The organism is Flammeovirga agarivorans (assembly GCF_012641475.1).
GTDB lineage: Bacteria > Bacteroidota > Bacteroidia > Cytophagales > Flammeovirgaceae > Flammeovirga > Flammeovirga agarivorans.
The window spans coordinates 99,081-115,302 of the sequence record NZ_JABAIL010000005.1; the positions used below are offsets into that span (position 1 = coordinate 99,081).

Consider the following 16,222-nt stretch of genomic DNA (forward strand, 5'->3'; position numbering starts at 1 on the left):
TTACTTTTCATCCTTTTTTAATTACCCTAATTAGAATGAAATGTTTGATTAACTTCTTCCTGTACTTCTTCTATACCCATTTTCTTTAAACATTCGCAAGGCTTATCCCCTACGCATTTAATACAACTAGCATCAGGAGTAATTACTTTTCTAATGTCATTATGTAGATAGAAAGTTTCTGCAGAGGACGAAACAACTAATACATCTTTTCCCATTGCATAAGCAAAATGAGCTATATCTGTATTGTATGTTATGAGAAGGTTTGATTTTCCAATAAGAGCCAATCCCTCTTCTAAGTCTTCAATTTCAGTGTAGTCTTTTACACTCGGAGCTCTGAATAATTCTGGAGATGTAAACTTTAGAGCTTTTCCTTCATCTTCGAATCCTCCAATGATATAGTTATGTTCATACTTTGGTAGAGTATCAATGAGTTCAAAATATCTAATACCTGGCCATGCTCTGTGTGCATTTTCTCTGTACGGATAGAAAAGAAGGTTATTCAAGTCTTTTTTAATGATTCCTCGGAAGGTTTGAACTGGTACGTCGATGATATCTTTTGATGTAAAACATTGATCCATTGTTATTCCTAATGGAAAAAGTAAGAGGTAGTAAGCTTCAATTAAACTAGAAACATTATCAGTGTTGATCACATCAGTTAGTCTTCGATTGTATCTCCATGATGTTTTACCTCCAATTCTTAATGGAATCTTTAAATCTCTAATCATTTTACAGATGTCATTATTTTCTGATAGAAGAATAACGGCATCAGTCTCATCAAAAGTAGATTCATTGACATTATCGAAAGTAGTAAAAGTTTGAATTAGAGGAATATATTCCACTATAGAAGATTGTTCCTCTGATCCAATCCAATGAATTTCAGTATTTTCTGAGTATTTTTTGATAATAGGAAGCAATTGGATACCAATACTGAAATCTCTCAAAAAAGAGTTCCCACTTATAACAATTTTCTTTAATCCTTGTACTCTCATAACATTATATACCCCTTAGAGCTCCAAAATTCGCATTTAATGTTGCGCAATCACTATATTAGAATTACCTAATTAAAGCGTGATTACTTATTCCTGTATAAACCTTTATTTTTAATCCTTAAAATCCAATAAAGAGTTACAAAGGTAATTCTTTTCAACTAACGTATTATTATGAGTGACGCTACTAAAAAATCATTGTCTACTGAAGAACGCATGCAGGTGTTTAATCGAGAATTTGCACCTCACACCGATTCCATGTACAGTTTTGCTTATCGATTAACAGGAGATGACGAAGATGCCAAAGATTTGGTACAAGATACCTACATGAAGTCGTACAGGTTCATAGATTCTTTTGAAGAAGGGACCAATGCCAAAGCTTGGCTGTTTAGAATTCTAAAAAATAGTTTCATTAATGAGTATAGAAGAAAAAGCAAAGAACCATCAAAAATTGATTACCAAGAAGTAGAAACCATATACAATGGTGAAAAAAATGACCCAGCCATGATATCTGGTATCCGATTAGAGAATACGAAATACAAAATCGGAGATGAGGTAACAGGGGCATTAAATGCACTTGCTGTCGATTTTAGAATTGTTATCATATTGTGTGATTTAGAGGGATTTACGTATGAAGAGATGTCAAAAATCCTTGATATTCCTATTGGAACTGTGCGTAGTAGGCTCCATAGAGCAAGAAATTTACTGAAGGAAAAGCTAGAAACTTATGCAAAAAAGATGGGTTATTCTCAAAAGAAAGCAAACTAAATGAGAAATAGCCGTTTAAGTCACTATCTTTGTGACCTTAAACAAAAAATTTTTGCACAATAAAGCATGAAATCAGGCAAAGTATTTATCTTTTCCGCACCATCAGGATCAGGTAAAACCACCGTTGTGAGACATCTATTAAGTGTATTTCCAGAATTGACCTTTTCAATTTCTGCAACAACACGCGCTCCTAGAGGGCAAGAGAAAAACGCTGAAGACTATTACTTCATCTCGTTAGACGAGTTTAAAAAGCGTATAAATGAAGATGCGTTTGTAGAATACGAAGAAGTCTATGAAGGACTTTTCTACGGAACATTAAAAAGTGAAGTAGAAAGAATATGGAGTGAAGGTAAACATGTTGTTTTGGACGTTGACGTTCAAGGCGGTATTAACCTTAAAAAGTATTTCCAAGAAAAAGCGTTGTCAATTTTTGTATGTCCTCCAAATGTAGAATGTTTAGAGGAAAGACTTCGCGCAAGAGCAACAGATTCAGAAGAAGCAATCAAAGAAAGAGTAGCAAAAGCAGCAGAAGAAATGCCTTTTGGTGATCAATTCGATGTTCGTTTAATCAATGAAGATTTGATGACAGCTTTTGAAAACGCTGAAAAGTTAGTAACGAATAAGCTGTCAGAATAAACAGTAAATTCGAGTGATATAAAAAAGAGTGAAGATTGACATACTAATCTTCACTCTTTTTTATTACAGAAAATCCGTCATTAAATTTTCTCTTTTGTAAAACTTGAGGCTTTTTCATTCTTACGAATACGTTGACCTAATACTTTCATAATTCCGACCATTAAACTTCTTCGATAACCCATTAAGGCAAGGAAGTCATCTTGTTCGATCCTTAATAGTACAGAATCTTTTGTAGTAATAGCTGATAATGTGCGAGGAGATGAATCCAAGATACTTAAATCGCCGAAAAAGTCTCTATTGATCAAATTGGCATAAGTAGAGTTTCCATCATGAAGCCTCACTTCGCCTTCATAAATGATATACATCTCTCTACTTTCCTCTCCTTTTCTAAAAATAGTAGTATCTCTTGAAACTCGAATTTCATGAGTAATACTAGCAATATCAACCAAAACATGTTCGGGTACTTCTCTAAACAGGTTAGTTGATTTCAATAGAATTACTTTTTCTAATTCTAATAGAGGTTTAGTTCCTTCACTTAATATGCCCATAATTAATTCTTTTTTCTCTGGAGAAACCATTTCATCCAAGGTCTTCTCAATATTTAGATCTTGGTATTTATGAATTCTTTTTAAACTGATAGCAGCAGGTTCAATTAACCTCAGCTCATCTCTATTTAGTATTTGACCGATAAACTTGAATAAACTTGGGGAAACGGAATCCCTAACACTAATAAGTGCAGTGATTTTGGTCCAAGTATTAAATAAAGGTCGATTATATGAGAACGGTCTAATAATACCTAAAGTGATACTCAATGGATCAACAAGGTTCGATGAGTAGTAATCACCTAACTTCTGCATTTTTATTTCTAAGCTATAATAGCCTAAAACAATCATTAGTTTTTGATAGATAGATGCAGGTAGTGATTTCCATAGGTACTTTTCAGTTTCTGCACTGATCATCATATTTTCAATGTTGTTCAGGTCAGAATAGCTTTCTTGTTCACCTCCTCCTTGATATAATTTAGCTTCATTACCTGCAATCAAAAATTCTTGAATGATAGTAATTTGTTGCTCTATCAATTTCAATTCATCTTCAAGTGCTTTGATTAATAACTGTCGGATGGGTTTTTCATGGTTGAGTACATAAATAGCATTACATACCCAATAATAATTAGAGAAGAACCTTTCCAATAGTTTATGTAATAAATCAAAATCACTTTTTGATTCAGGGCAGTACTTTAATCTCTTTAATGCATTGTAAGCCGCCATTCTCATTAAAGGCCATGGATATTCTACCAATTGCCATAGAATTTCGTAAGTCTTTGCACAAGGAATTTTACCCATCACTTTACATAATGTGATCAGGTATGTTTCCTCTCTTCTTTTATTGACAAACAGTTCATTCTCGATAATATCAAGACAATCTTCTCCGTAATTAATCAATGCTCTCAGAATAGCATCATTAAATTTATTGTCTTTTAAAAGTGAGATTAAAATGGGTAAATGCATAGGGCTTTTCACTATGCAAGTTATATTGATTGCACCCTTTACTTTTTTAGAAGATTCACCCAATAAAGCATTTAGAATATAATCCTCACTTTCTTTTGGCGATACCTTAGCCAAAACTTCTAATGCCATCAATGAATGGTCGATATTCTCTGAGTTGATAGTATTCTTAATGAAATTAAGAGCAATATCCCTCATTTCAGCATCAGTAGATGACAATAGACTATAAAGTGCTCCTTTTCTTATTTCTGCATCATCGTGGTCGATTAAATCGATGACTTCTTTAATAAAACTTGGAGTTAGTTTACAAGTGATCATGATAGCTTTCTTCCTTACTAAAGGATCTTCCTCATGTTCAGCAAGACGTTGAATACTTTCCTGAATCTTTTTTGTCATGATATCCTCACTAAATTCAATAGAGAAATATCGAATGGCAGGATCTGGATGACGAAGCATATGTAAAACAATTGCTTCATTCTTTTTGGGATTAATCACCGTATTGGCCTCTAATGCATAAATGATATCTTCGGGCATCTTAGACATCAATTTAGAGTTTAATAAACGGTTTACTTCTTTATCATGTGTCGCAATCTCGTAGCTTTCCATATCTCTTAATAGAAAAGCTCTACGGATAATCACTCGATAATCTCTTGAAACTAGTTTGGCTAAAATCCACCAGAAGACAAGTATGGCCATAAGTAACCAAACAATAAATGATCCTTCCTCTGTAGGGCGATCAGCATCCAAAACCCAAAGAAAAAGACCGGCTAGAAATAATCCTCCGGAGCCAAAAAATCCTCTTAAGATTCCAAAAGTAAATCCTCTATGTTTTCTCTGAATAGGTCGAAGTAATGATGGAACTACTGTTGCAAACACAATATTTCGGCTAAAAATAAAAGTGATAGCAATTAAAGTAAGTAGTATCGGAATTTCGGCAGGGTGTAATTTTAAAACGAGATAAGTAATAAAAGTAATTACCAGGAGAATTAGCGGTGGGGTAAGTAATAGTTTCTTAATACCAATATCCTGTAGTTTTCTCGTAGAAAAATAAGGTTGTATGATCGATGTTAGTGCATAGGCAATAACTAATAACAAGCCTAAAACACTTAATCCTTTAGAAGGACTATAAACAGAAATACGGAGATCTATCATAAAGAAGAACTCAACAATTCCCCATACACAAGCTATACAAAGGGACAATAATCCCATTTTGAAGATATAGGGGTTGGATATACCGAAGAACCAAAAACTTTCTGGTGTAAATTTTCTTGAAGGTCTTGTGATCTCTTTATGATAATCATTAAGCTGATCTGAGGTATATGTTGATGTAAGTAGTCTCCATAAGCTCCAACCACTAATAATAGATAGTATAATTCCACCAAAAGCGATAGTAGAAATTCCTACTAAATTGTAGGCGATAAGAACAACTATAAATCCGACTAGCTTTGAGAAGATTTTTATGGATTTAGCTTTTTCGAAGTAGTTATTATCGTCTGAATTCACAAAGGTATTTTCAGAGACAGTCCAATAGGTACAATCTTCTAAAAATAAAATTCCTTTGAGCGACATAATGAGTAATATAATACTCCAATAATCTTGTTCTCCTAAGCTTAAACTCCAAACATTTATACTTAGTAGTATTTTAATAACGGCATAAACAGCATTGAGATGCTCTACTCTTAAACGTCGTTCTAAGTAAGCAAATATCCTTGCCACTGCCATAATTCCAGCTCCCGAGAACATAAAAATAAAGGGTAGCGTATCTACAGCTCTTTCTTTAAATAAGAAATAGTAGGCAATAGAAAAAACAATAGAAATGGAGGTTCCTTCTGTAACAAAAAAGGAAATCAACCATGCAGGGTTGTTTTTACTAAGTATTTGGAAAAGCTTGATAAAGATACTCTTCTTAGGAAGGTAATAGTAAATCTTTGAAGCAATTATGTTCATCTGCTGATATGTACGAACTGTTTAGGTATATGCTTTTAATATTATTTTAAATTAAGAAAAAAAGCCGAGGTAATTAATATAATCACCTCGGCTTTTTTGAATAGAATTTTTGAGATTCAACTATTTATTCATTGAGATTAAGAAATCTTCATTTGAACGTGTTCCTCTCATATTACTTTGTAAGAATTCCATAGCTTCTGTCGACTTCATGTCAGACATCATTCTACGCATAATCCATACTCTTTGTAAAGTATCTTTATCCATAAGAAGGTCTTCTCTACGAGTACCTGACATAGGAATATCAATAGCAGGGTAGATACGCTTGTTTGCAAGTTTTCTATCCAATTGTAATTCCATGTTACCAGTACCTTTAAATTCTTCGAAGATTACTTCATCCATTTTTGAACCGGTATCAATTAGTGCTGTTGAAATGATTGTCAAAGAGCCACCATTTTCAACATTACGAGCTGCACCAAAGAATCTTTTTGGTTTATGAAGAGCATTGGCATCAACACCACCAGAAAGGATTTTACCAGATGAAGGAGCAACGGTATTGTATGCTCTTGCTAAACGAGTGATAGAGTCCAATAAGATGACAACATCATGAGAACACTCCACCATACGTTTGGCTTTCTCTAGTACTAACGATGATACTTTAACGTGTTTGTCCGCTGTTTCATCGAAAGTTGAAGCAATAACTTCTGCATTTACACTACGCTGCATATCTGTTACTTCTTCTGGACGTTCGTCAATTAGAAGAATAATCAAATAACACTCAGGGTGATTTTGTGCAATAGCATTAGCTACTTCTTTTAGTAAAACAGTTTTACCTGTTTTAGGTTGTGCTACGATCATACCACGTTGACCTTTACCAATAGGGGCAAAAAGATCAAGGACACGTGTAGAATATATTTGTGGTTTCGTAGATAAGTGTAATTGATCTTGTGGGAACAATGGAGTAAGGTACTCAAATGGAATACGGTCACGAATTTCATCTGTAGTCTTACCGTTTACTGTATCTACTTTTAGTAATGCAAAATATTTTTCACCTTCTTTTGGAGGTCTGATATTACCTTGTACGGTATCACCAGTTTTTAATCCAAATAATTTAATTTGTGAAGGAGAAACGTAAATATCATCAGGACCAGCCAAGTAATTGTAATCTGCAGATCTTAAGAAACCATATCCATCTGACATAATTTCTAGAACACCTTCGCTACCAATTACACCGTCAAAATCCTTTACAGATACTTTTTGAACAGGTTTTGGAGGCTCACTAGCTTTTTGTTGAGAAGCTGTTTCTTTCTCTTGTTCTAAAGTAGGAAGTCCTTCATCATTGTTATCGTCCAAGAACATATCGAAATCTGGTAAATCGTCGAAAGCATCGATTCCTAAATCGATTTCTTCTAACGACATGATATCGTCATGTGTTACCTGTACAGATTGTTGCTGTTGAGGGGGATTTCCTTTCTTTTTTCTTTTATTTCCGCCTTTTCCTTGTTGTTGCTGATTAGCAGGAGCGGCTTTTTTAACGTTTTCTCTTTTAACTCTGGATTGCTGATTAGGTTGTTTGCGTCGAGTTAATCTTTTGTCTTTAGACGGGCTAGATTCTGGCGTAGTCTTAGATTCGTCAGAGGCAGGGGTAACAGAATTAGAAGGAGCAGCCTCGGTTGCAGGAGCTGAAGCAGGAGAAGGCGTTTTTGGGGAATCGCTCTCTTTTTTAGTGGCATTCACATGCTTCTCTATCCTTTCAATGAGCTCTTTCTTACGGAGGTTACTGAAATTTTTCATGCCAAGACCCTCTGCTATATCTTTTAATTCAGATAGCAGTCTAGCCTCTAGTAGCTTTCTTGTATACATATAAATAAATGATGACAGTTTTATTCACACTGTCGGTATAATGAAATACTTTTTTGAAGAACTTATATTAAAATAAGGTGTGAGGTAGGGATTAATCATTTCCCTAATTATGGTCGATACCGGAAGGAATTATGGTATGTTCGACCTCTATATTACAAATCTAAGGTATTGTATTAAATTTCACAATACAAATCCAGGATTAATTTTCTAGTAATTCTTTAATTATTTCACCGAAATATGCCCCATATTCAGGTCCTACCCAATTCATCTCTCGAATTTCATAACTATTTAAAGAATCGTAATAAGCATCGCATGTGATATAACCTGCATAGTTACCATTAAAGCTAGTAACCATAAATTCTTTATTTTGTTGATGTGCAACTCGATCAAACTGATAATCTAAAGCAATTTCACCTGAAAAATCAGAAGGACAGGCAAACCAATCGATATTCCCTATACGCATTAAAGTGATATCTCCTTGTAAACCTCCATCTGAAGCAGATTTAAATACCCAGTCTCTTACTTTTAAATTACTTTCAATTCTAATTTGTGACGGTCTGAAATCAATAGGTATTTTATGTATATCTACATTCACAACGGCATTTGTCTGTGTTTTATCCCAGATGTGAAGGATTGAATCCGATAAAACACTACCCATATCTTTGATTCTTTCGAAACTATCTTCAATATGTTTTGGATCTCCAGGACCATGACTTGCGACCATACCGGCACAGAATGCTGCAAAATCGATAGTTTTAGATGCTTCCAAATGATTAATCCATTCGCCTGGATAATCTCTTGATAAGATCCAGTAATTCATATTAATATGTGTGGGATGTGCATTATAGGTAACGATAGCAGCATTTTTACCATCTACCCTATTAATTTTAATACCACGGATAGAGTTTTCTTTTCTACCATTATATACAATTCTATTGGTTACCCATTCAGGAGATTGTGTTTTTAAGAACCCAACACTTCCTTTCTGTTTTGAAGCCTTGGCATTTAGAATTGCTTGATAAGCAGATGCAACAATTTTACTTGTTCCTTCTTCGGAAAAAATACCCATTGCTATATTACCTAATAACGAAGGGTCGAAACCGCCCATGCCATTATGAGTATGTGTTGCAGAAAACAAAACATCTTCTTCTGTAATACCTATATTAAGTAATTTCTCTCCTAATCTTTTTCGAACTTCAGTAGGGAAAATCATTAAGTCTAACGATAACACATACGTTTGCCTAATGCCATCATCAAAAGCAAATGCCCTTGCGTATAAAGAATCTCTTACAGCTCTGTACTGTGTTCTAAAGCCATATCCCGCAACAGGTAATGGTACTCCTTTTGGAATAATACATTCTTTGGCCCATCCAATTTGTAAAGTGTCGTCAGTAGAGACCTGCTGTTCTAGCTCTTTGATGGTTTCAGCTACATTCAGAAAAGTTTTTTTGTACTCTTCTGTTGATTTTAATGGTGTACGGTCTATGGTACCGATCAACGAAAAAGCCAAAATTAGAATAACTGAAACGGAGATTATTGCTTTTTTCAAAAACTTAAGTGATTTAAAATAAGATATTTGTAATTCCTTAATAAGTTGTTCGGCAATTTACTTAAAAACAACCAATAACCGGAAGAAGCAATCACAATAAAAATAAGTATCAATAAATATTATTTCAAAGATTTACTTATTGAAAAAAATAGGATTATATTTGATTTCATTAACATATCAGATTTATAAAAACTCATTTTTAATCATGAAAAACCTCTTTCTTAAAGCAGTTGCATTTATCGCCGCTTTAACTATGCTGCAAGGATGTTACCCAGGTGGAGCAGAATATACTAGTGATCTAGATATTGCTATTTCACAGTATTCTTCAGTAGAAGCATTGAACAGCTATAAAACGTATTATTTAGTTACTGATTCTATGTCAATCATTGGTGTTGGTACTGATAATACATTGAGCGAAGCAGAACAACAAGATGTAATTAGTTACACAAATGAGATGCTTCAGCAAAAATTAGGGTTAACTCCTTTGGTAAATCCAACTGCAGATAATAACCCAGATTTATTTATTCAATTATCACAAATTGCAGTGCAGCAATCAGGTGTTATCTGGCAACCTCCATATTGGCCAGGTTACCCGGGTTACCCAGGTTGGGGATGGCCAGGTTATCCAGGATACCCAGGTTATCCAGGATATGGTGGAGGATACTCTTACTATTCTTATAGTAATGGTACAATCCTAATCGATTTTGTAGATGTTGCTAAAACGCAAAGTGAAAATGCAGATACTCCAGAAGATGGAGATTACTTGCTTTATCTTGGTTGGCAAGGTGGTTTGAACAGTGTTTTGTCAAGAGCAAACAGTGTTGATCTAATTAAAGAAGGCATTGATACTTTATTTGATCAGTATAACTTGGCCAAAGACGGTTCTGATGAATAATTAACACACCACACACAATTTAAAAATCGAGAAACTTATCATGAAAAAATATATTCTTTCTTTAGTGTTTGCTGCTTTAGCATTTGCAGCATCAGCACAAGATTCAAACTTCATTATTACATATCAAATGTCTTTGCCTGTAGGTGAGACCAACGATTATATTAGTGCATTTAGTGGAAGAGGTGTAGGAATGGAATGGAGACAACATTTGGCTTCTGCCCCACTTTCTTTTGGCCTATCGTTAGATTGGAATGTCTTATATCAGAAAACAGATGATACTTACACTAATCCAGGTGAAGGGATTGTAGCGAATGGTAGACAATATAGATACATGAACATTGTACCTATCTTGGCACATGCTAATTATTACTTCAATAAGGATGGTATCATCAATCCATATTTAGGAGTTGGTGTGGGTACTTATTATATCAACCAAAGAACAGAGTTTGGACAATGGGCTATCGTTGAGAAAAACTGGCATTTTGGTGTAGCTCCAGAGCTTGGTATTTTAGCTGATGTAAACCCATCAGTAGATATGATTTTCAGTGTACGTTACAATATGGCTTTCAAAGCTGGTAATTCTACTGATCACTCTTATTTAGGTTTCAATATTGGTTTTGTATACTAGAGCCTAGTATCATAAAAATATTTATATAATCCTGATACGTTAAAGTATCGGGATTTATTTTCAATTCAAGATAGATCAAATTTTAAAACAACTAAACTGATGAAAAAATTATTTGTTTCATTATTCCTTTTATTAGGTTTAGCAGCAGCCTCTAATGCTCAAAATATTGATACAGAAACAATAAAAACTGTTATTAAAACAGAGAAAAGAATTTTCTTCACAGAAAACATGCAATTATCATTAGATGAAGCAGGCAAATTCTGGGAATTATATGACGAGTATGAATTAGCTAAAGGCGAAATCGGTAGAGAAAAAACAAAGCTTTTTGAGCAAATGATTGAAGAAACTGATGGCATCACTGATGAAGAAGCACAAGAAATGGTGTTAACTCTATTAGACCTTCAACAAAGATCTCTCAAAGTTGAAAAGAAATATATGAAAATTATGATGAAGGAATTATCACCAAAGACGGTAGCAAGATTCTTTCAGTTAAATGAGCTAGTAAATAGTTTCTTAAAGACTCAAATTTTGAGCGAAATGCCTATCATTCAGAAGTAGGTTGTTGATATCAATTGATAAGACTAAAAAAACTCTGTATTTTTCAATAAAGTACAGAGTTTTTTTATCTCTAAATTTTAGGAAACGAAATAATGAAATTTTCAAAAGAAGCGATCCTCAGAGAATTAAAATCATGGGGGTTCCTAGCGATCATATTTGGTGGATTATACATTACAGGACTACATACAGAAGCATCTGCATTACTACAGAGAGTTATTTTAGCAACTGGTTTAAGGAATGCAGATACAGACGGACATGTATCTGGAAAAGCAGACTATTCTTGGAAAATGTTAGAGTGGAATACACAAAAGCAGATTCAATTATCAGATTTTAAAGGGAAAACAGTGTTTATTAATGTATGGGCTTCTTGGTGTCCTCCCTGTATTGCAGAAATGCCTAGTATCCAATCTTTGTATGATCAATTAAAAAATAATGAAGATGTAGTATTCATTATGTTAAACATCGATGAAAACAAAGAGAAGGCAAATAAATTCCTAAAAAGAAAGAATTATACTTTTCCGATATACGAAAGAAACTCCCCTACACCAGAAATTTTTCAGAGTAGATCAATTCCGGTAACTTTTGTGATAAATAAGCAAGGAGAAATAATTTATAGCCACAAAGGAATCGCAAACTATGACTCACAAAGTTTTGTGAATATGCTTACATCAGACTGACTTTTATTAAGTTATTTAGAGTTATTGATAAAAGTAATATGCGTAAAGGTATGACTTTAGCAACTTTTGTCTATATTTGCAAGTTGCATGTAATAAATATTTTTTTCATTGGAGAAAAATACACTTTTTACAAGCAACAAAAATACATTTGGCGTACCTGTTTTATAGGATTATATATGGCTTTTATAATCTTAATATTAAAACAGAGTTAGTTTTGAAACTTAAAAAAGAAAACCACCTTGGCAACATTCAAGAACGGTAGAAAGAATTTTGCAAAAGCAAAAAGGGTGTTAGAATACCCGGATTTTCTAGATGTACAGTTTAAGTCTTTCCACAACTTCTTCCAGATTGATACTCCACCAGAGTTGAGAGAAGATGAAGGTCTTTACAAAGTATTCATGGAGAACTTCCCAATTACGGATTCTCGTGAAAACTTCTTATTAGAGTTTATTGACTACACAATTGATCCTCCGAAATATACGGTTGACGAGTGTGTGGAAAGAGGTTTGACTTTTAGTGTACCTTTAAAAGCAAAATTAAAGCTTTCATGTAGCGATGAGGATAACGAAGACTTCGAGACAATCGAACAAGACGTATTCTTAGGTAATATCCCTTACATGACAAGACGTGGATCGTTTGTAGTAAACGGTGCAGAACGTGTTATCGTTTCTCAGCTACATAGATCTCCAGGTGTTTTCTTTGCACAGTCAAAACACACAAACGGTACGAAACTTTACTCTGCAAGAGTAATTCCTTTCAAAGGATCATGGATCGAATTTGCTACTGACGTTAATAACGTAATGTATGCTTATATCGACCGTAAGAAAAAGTTCCCTGTAACGATGCTTCTTCGTTCTATCGGATACGGTTCAGATAAAGATATCTTAGACTTATTCGAATTATCGGAGGAAATTCCAGTAACTAAGGAAAATTTAGCTTCATTAGAAAACAGAACATTAGCTGCTCGTGTATTAAAAACATGGACAGAGGATTTCGTAGATGAAGATACAGGTGAAGTAGTTTCTATTGATCGTAATGATGTAATCTTAGAGCGTGATCATATCATCTCTGACGAAGATCTTGAATTGATCGAAGATGCTGGCGTAAGCTCAGTAATCGTTCATAGAAAAGATATTAACATCAACGATTTCCGTATCATTTTCGATACGTTAGGAAAAGATAATTCAAACTCAGAGAAGGAAGCGGTACACCAAATTTACCGTCAACTTCGTAATACTGAGGCTCCAGATGATCAGACTGCTCGTGATATCATCCAAAACTTGTTCTTCTCTGACAAACGTTATGACTTAGGTGAAGTTGGTCGTTACAAACTAAACCGTAAGTTAAAGTCAGAAACAAGCATGGATATCCGTGTGCTGACCAAAGAAGATATTGTCAAAATCATCAAGCACTTGATCCACTTGATCAATTCAAAAGCTGTTGTTGATGATATTGACCACTTGTCAAACCGTCGTATCCGTACGGTGGGTGAGCAACTTTACTCTCAATTCGGAGTAGGTTTAGCTCGTATGGCTCGTACAATTAAAGAACGTATGAACGTTCGTGATAACGAAGACTTTAAGCCAGTTGACTTGGTTAATGCTCGTACGTTATCATCAGTAATTAACTCGTTCTTCGGTACCAACCAGCTATCTCAGTTTATGGACCAAACTAACCCTCTTGCAGAGGTAACGCATAAGCGTCGTATCTCAGCATTAGGTCCAGGTGGTTTATCAAGAGAGCGTGCAGGTTTCGAGGTTCGTGACGTTCACTACACTCACTACGGTCGTCTTTGTACTATTGAGACACCAGAAGGTCCAAACATTGGTTTGATTTCGTCATTAACTGTATATGCGAAAGTAAACAATATGGGCTTCATCGAAACTCCTTACCGTAAGGTAACTAACGGTGTTGTAGATATTGAGGATAATAACGTTACTTATATCTCAGCTGAGGAGGAAGATGAGAAATTCATCGCTCAAGCAAAAACAGATCTTGATGAGAACAACCGTTTCGCAGAAGAATTTGTAAAAGTGCGTTACGAGGGTGACTTCCCATTGAAGACTCCTGAGGAAATCGATTACATGGACGTTGCTCCTAACCAAATTGTATCGATTGCCGCTTCATTAATTCCTTTCTTAGAGCATGATGACGCCAACCGTGCCTTGATGGGATCCAACATGCAGCGTCAAGCAGTGCCATTATTGAAAGCGGAAGCTCCAATTGTAGGTACTGGTTTGGAAAGAAACGTAGCGATTGACTCAAGAACAGTTGTTTTAGCAGAAAAAGACGGTGTTGTTGATTCAGTAGATGCTAATAGCATCAACATGCGTTACGATCATACTGAAGATCAAAAGTTAGCTTCATTTGAAGCAGACGTAAAATCTCATAACCTAATCAAGTTCCGTAGAACTAACCAAGATACTTGTATGAACATGCGTCCAATCGTTAAGAAGGGACAACGTGTTGTTAAAGGTGAAGTATTATCTGAAGGTTATTCTACTGAAAATGGTGAGTTAGCTATCGGTAAAAACTTACTAGTAGCCTTCATGCCTTGGCAAGGTTATAACTTTGAGGATGCCATCGTAATTTCTGAGCGTGTTGTACGTAACGATGTTTATACATCATTGCACATCGTAGAGCATGAATTAGAAGTTAGAGACACAAAACGTGGTGAAGAAGAATTAACTTCTGAAATTCCAAACGTTGGTGAGGATGCAGTGAAGAACTTAGATGAAAACGGTATTATCCGTGTAGGTTCTCGCGTTCGTCCTGGTGATATCCTAATTGGTAAGATTACACCAAAAGGTGAGTCTGATCCAACTCCAGAAGAAAAATTATTACGTGCTATCTTTGGTGACAAAGCAGGTGATGTTAAAGATGCTTCATTAAAAGCTTCTCCATCATTGATTGGTACTGTAATCGACACTCGTTTATTCGCTCGTCCTAAGAAAGACAAAGAATTACGAGCTAAAGCTAAGAAAGAAGTTGAGTTATTGAAAAAACAATACTCTCGCGACTTAAAAGGCTTAGAAAATAAAATGATGGTCAAATTAGTAGAATTACTTGATGGCTTAACTAGCCAAGGTGTATTCCATAAATTTGGTCAAGAGATAATGAGCAAAGGAGTTACTTTCTCTGAAGCTAATATCGCAGAAAACATCTTCCCTGGTGAAAACCCATTCAGAGATGATTCAAGTTATGCAGTATCTGAGGAGGCTAACCTTTTAGGTGACCTTATCTTAGATAACTGGACTGATGATACTCGTGTAAATGAATTGGTTAGATCTACGGTGAAAAACTATGTAAATGCTCGTAACGAAGTAACTGGTTTCTTCAAGCGTGATAGATTTACATTAGAAGTAGGTGATGAATTACCAACTGGTATTGTAAAACTTGCTAAAGTTTACATCGCTAAGCGTCGTAAATTGAAAGTAGGTGATAAAATGGCCGGTCGACATGGTAACAAGGGTGTTGTAGCTAAGATCGTTCCTGAAGAGGATATGCCATTCTTAGAAGACGGTACTCCAATGGATATCTGTCTTAACCCACTAGGTGTACCTTCACGTATGAACATTGGTCAGATCTATGAAACTGTTCTAGGTTGGGCTGGTTTAAAAATGGGTAGAAAGTACGCAACTCCAATTTTTGATGGTGCTTCTGAAGAAGAAGTAGTAGCAGAATTGAAAGAAGCTGGGTTACCTGACTTTGGTCGTGCTCAATTATATGATGGTTTAACAGGTGAACCATTCCACCAAAGAGTATCTGTTGGTGTAATGTACATGCTGAAACTTGGTCACTTAGTTGATGACAAAATGCACGCTCGTTCTATCGGACCTTACTCATTAATTACTCAACAGCCATTGGGTGGTAAGGCACAGTTTGGTGGTCAGCGTTTCGGTGAGATGGAAGTTTGGGCATTAGAGGCATTCGGTGCAGCTAATGTACTTCGCGAGATCTTAACTGTTAAGTCTGATGACGTTCAAGGACGTGCTAAAGCATATGAGGCAATTGTTAAAGGTGACAATATGCCGAATCCAAATGTTCCAGAATCATTCAACGTATTAGTTCACGAACTTCGTGGTCTTGCATTAGAAATTACGTTGCAATAATTCAGGTCTGAACAAGACTAAAAAGCCAAAATGTATATATGAAAAACCTGTGGAGTTCTCTTCACAGGTTTTTTCATAATCATTAATGACTAAATCCAATT

At 35.0% G+C, this 16,222-nt stretch carries 11 protein-coding genes; 7 read left to right on the forward strand and 4 right to left on the reverse strand.

Features of this window, described 5'->3' with window-relative positions; all coding sequences use genetic code 11:
* Positions 1–26: 26 nt before the first annotated feature.
* A complete protein-coding gene (locus HGP29_RS16490) occupies positions 27–989 on the reverse strand; it encodes a glycosyltransferase family 9 protein (protein ID WP_168883536.1) in 963 nt (320 codons plus the stop codon).
* A 171-nt stretch (positions 990–1,160) separates the two neighbouring features.
* On the opposite strand from HGP29_RS16490, the gene HGP29_RS16495 reads away from it, so the two are divergent.
* Together HGP29_RS16495 and gmk are read left to right on the forward strand one after the other, a co-directional pair.
* A complete protein-coding gene (locus tag HGP29_RS16495) occupies positions 1,161–1,754 on the forward strand; it encodes a sigma-70 family RNA polymerase sigma factor (protein WP_168883537.1) in 594 nt (197 codons plus the stop codon).
* A 66-nt stretch (positions 1,755–1,820) separates the two neighbouring features.
* Positions 1,821–2,390, forward strand: coding sequence for a guanylate kinase (gmk, locus tag HGP29_RS16500; RefSeq protein ID WP_168883538.1), 570 nt, complete (start codon positions 1,821–1,823; stop codon positions 2,388–2,390).
* An 80-nt stretch (positions 2,391–2,470) separates the two neighbouring features.
* Here gmk and HGP29_RS16505 read toward each other — a convergent pair whose 3' ends face one another.
* From HGP29_RS16505 to HGP29_RS16515, 3 genes are all read right to left on the reverse strand, one after another.
* Positions 2,471–5,842, reverse strand: coding sequence for a cyclic nucleotide-binding domain-containing protein (locus HGP29_RS16505; RefSeq protein WP_168883539.1), 3,372 nt, complete (start codon positions 5,840–5,842; stop codon positions 2,471–2,473).
* A gap of 120 nt (positions 5,843–5,962) precedes the next feature.
* Positions 5,963–7,702, reverse strand: a complete 1,740-nt coding sequence (gene rho / locus HGP29_RS16510; RefSeq protein ID WP_168883540.1) for a transcription termination factor Rho — start codon at positions 7,700–7,702, stop codon at positions 5,963–5,965.
* Between the two features lie 199 nt (positions 7,703–7,901).
* Positions 7,902–9,251, reverse strand: coding sequence for a neutral/alkaline non-lysosomal ceramidase N-terminal domain-containing protein (locus HGP29_RS16515; RefSeq protein ID WP_168883541.1), 1,350 nt, complete (start codon positions 9,249–9,251; stop codon positions 7,902–7,904).
* Positions 9,252–9,456: 205 nt separating this feature from the next.
* On the opposite strand from HGP29_RS16515, the gene HGP29_RS16520 reads away from it, so the two are divergent.
* From HGP29_RS16520 to rpoB, 5 genes are all read left to right on the forward strand, one after another.
* Entirely contained in the window at positions 9,457–10,146 is a 690-nt protein-coding gene (locus HGP29_RS16520; protein WP_168883542.1) for a DUF4136 domain-containing protein, read from the forward strand.
* Between the two features lie 40 nt (positions 10,147–10,186).
* The gene (locus tag HGP29_RS16525; protein ID WP_168883543.1) at positions 10,187–10,774 is read left to right on the forward strand and encodes an outer membrane beta-barrel protein; all 588 of its coding nucleotides are present in this window, start codon (positions 10,187–10,189) and stop codon (positions 10,772–10,774) included.
* Between the two features lie 99 nt (positions 10,775–10,873).
* Positions 10,874–11,332 (forward strand): hypothetical protein, encoded by a 459-nt coding sequence (locus HGP29_RS16530; RefSeq protein WP_168883544.1) that lies wholly within the window; start codon positions 10,874–10,876, stop codon positions 11,330–11,332.
* A 92-nt stretch (positions 11,333–11,424) separates the two neighbouring features.
* Positions 11,425–12,009, forward strand: coding sequence for a TlpA family protein disulfide reductase (locus tag HGP29_RS16535; RefSeq protein ID WP_211093320.1), 585 nt, complete (start codon positions 11,425–11,427; stop codon positions 12,007–12,009).
* Positions 12,010–12,248: 239 nt separating this feature from the next.
* Positions 12,249–16,121, forward strand: a complete 3,873-nt coding sequence (rpoB, locus tag HGP29_RS16540; RefSeq protein ID WP_168883545.1) for a DNA-directed RNA polymerase subunit beta — start codon at positions 12,249–12,251, stop codon at positions 16,119–16,121.
* Positions 16,122–16,222 lie beyond the last annotated feature (101 nt).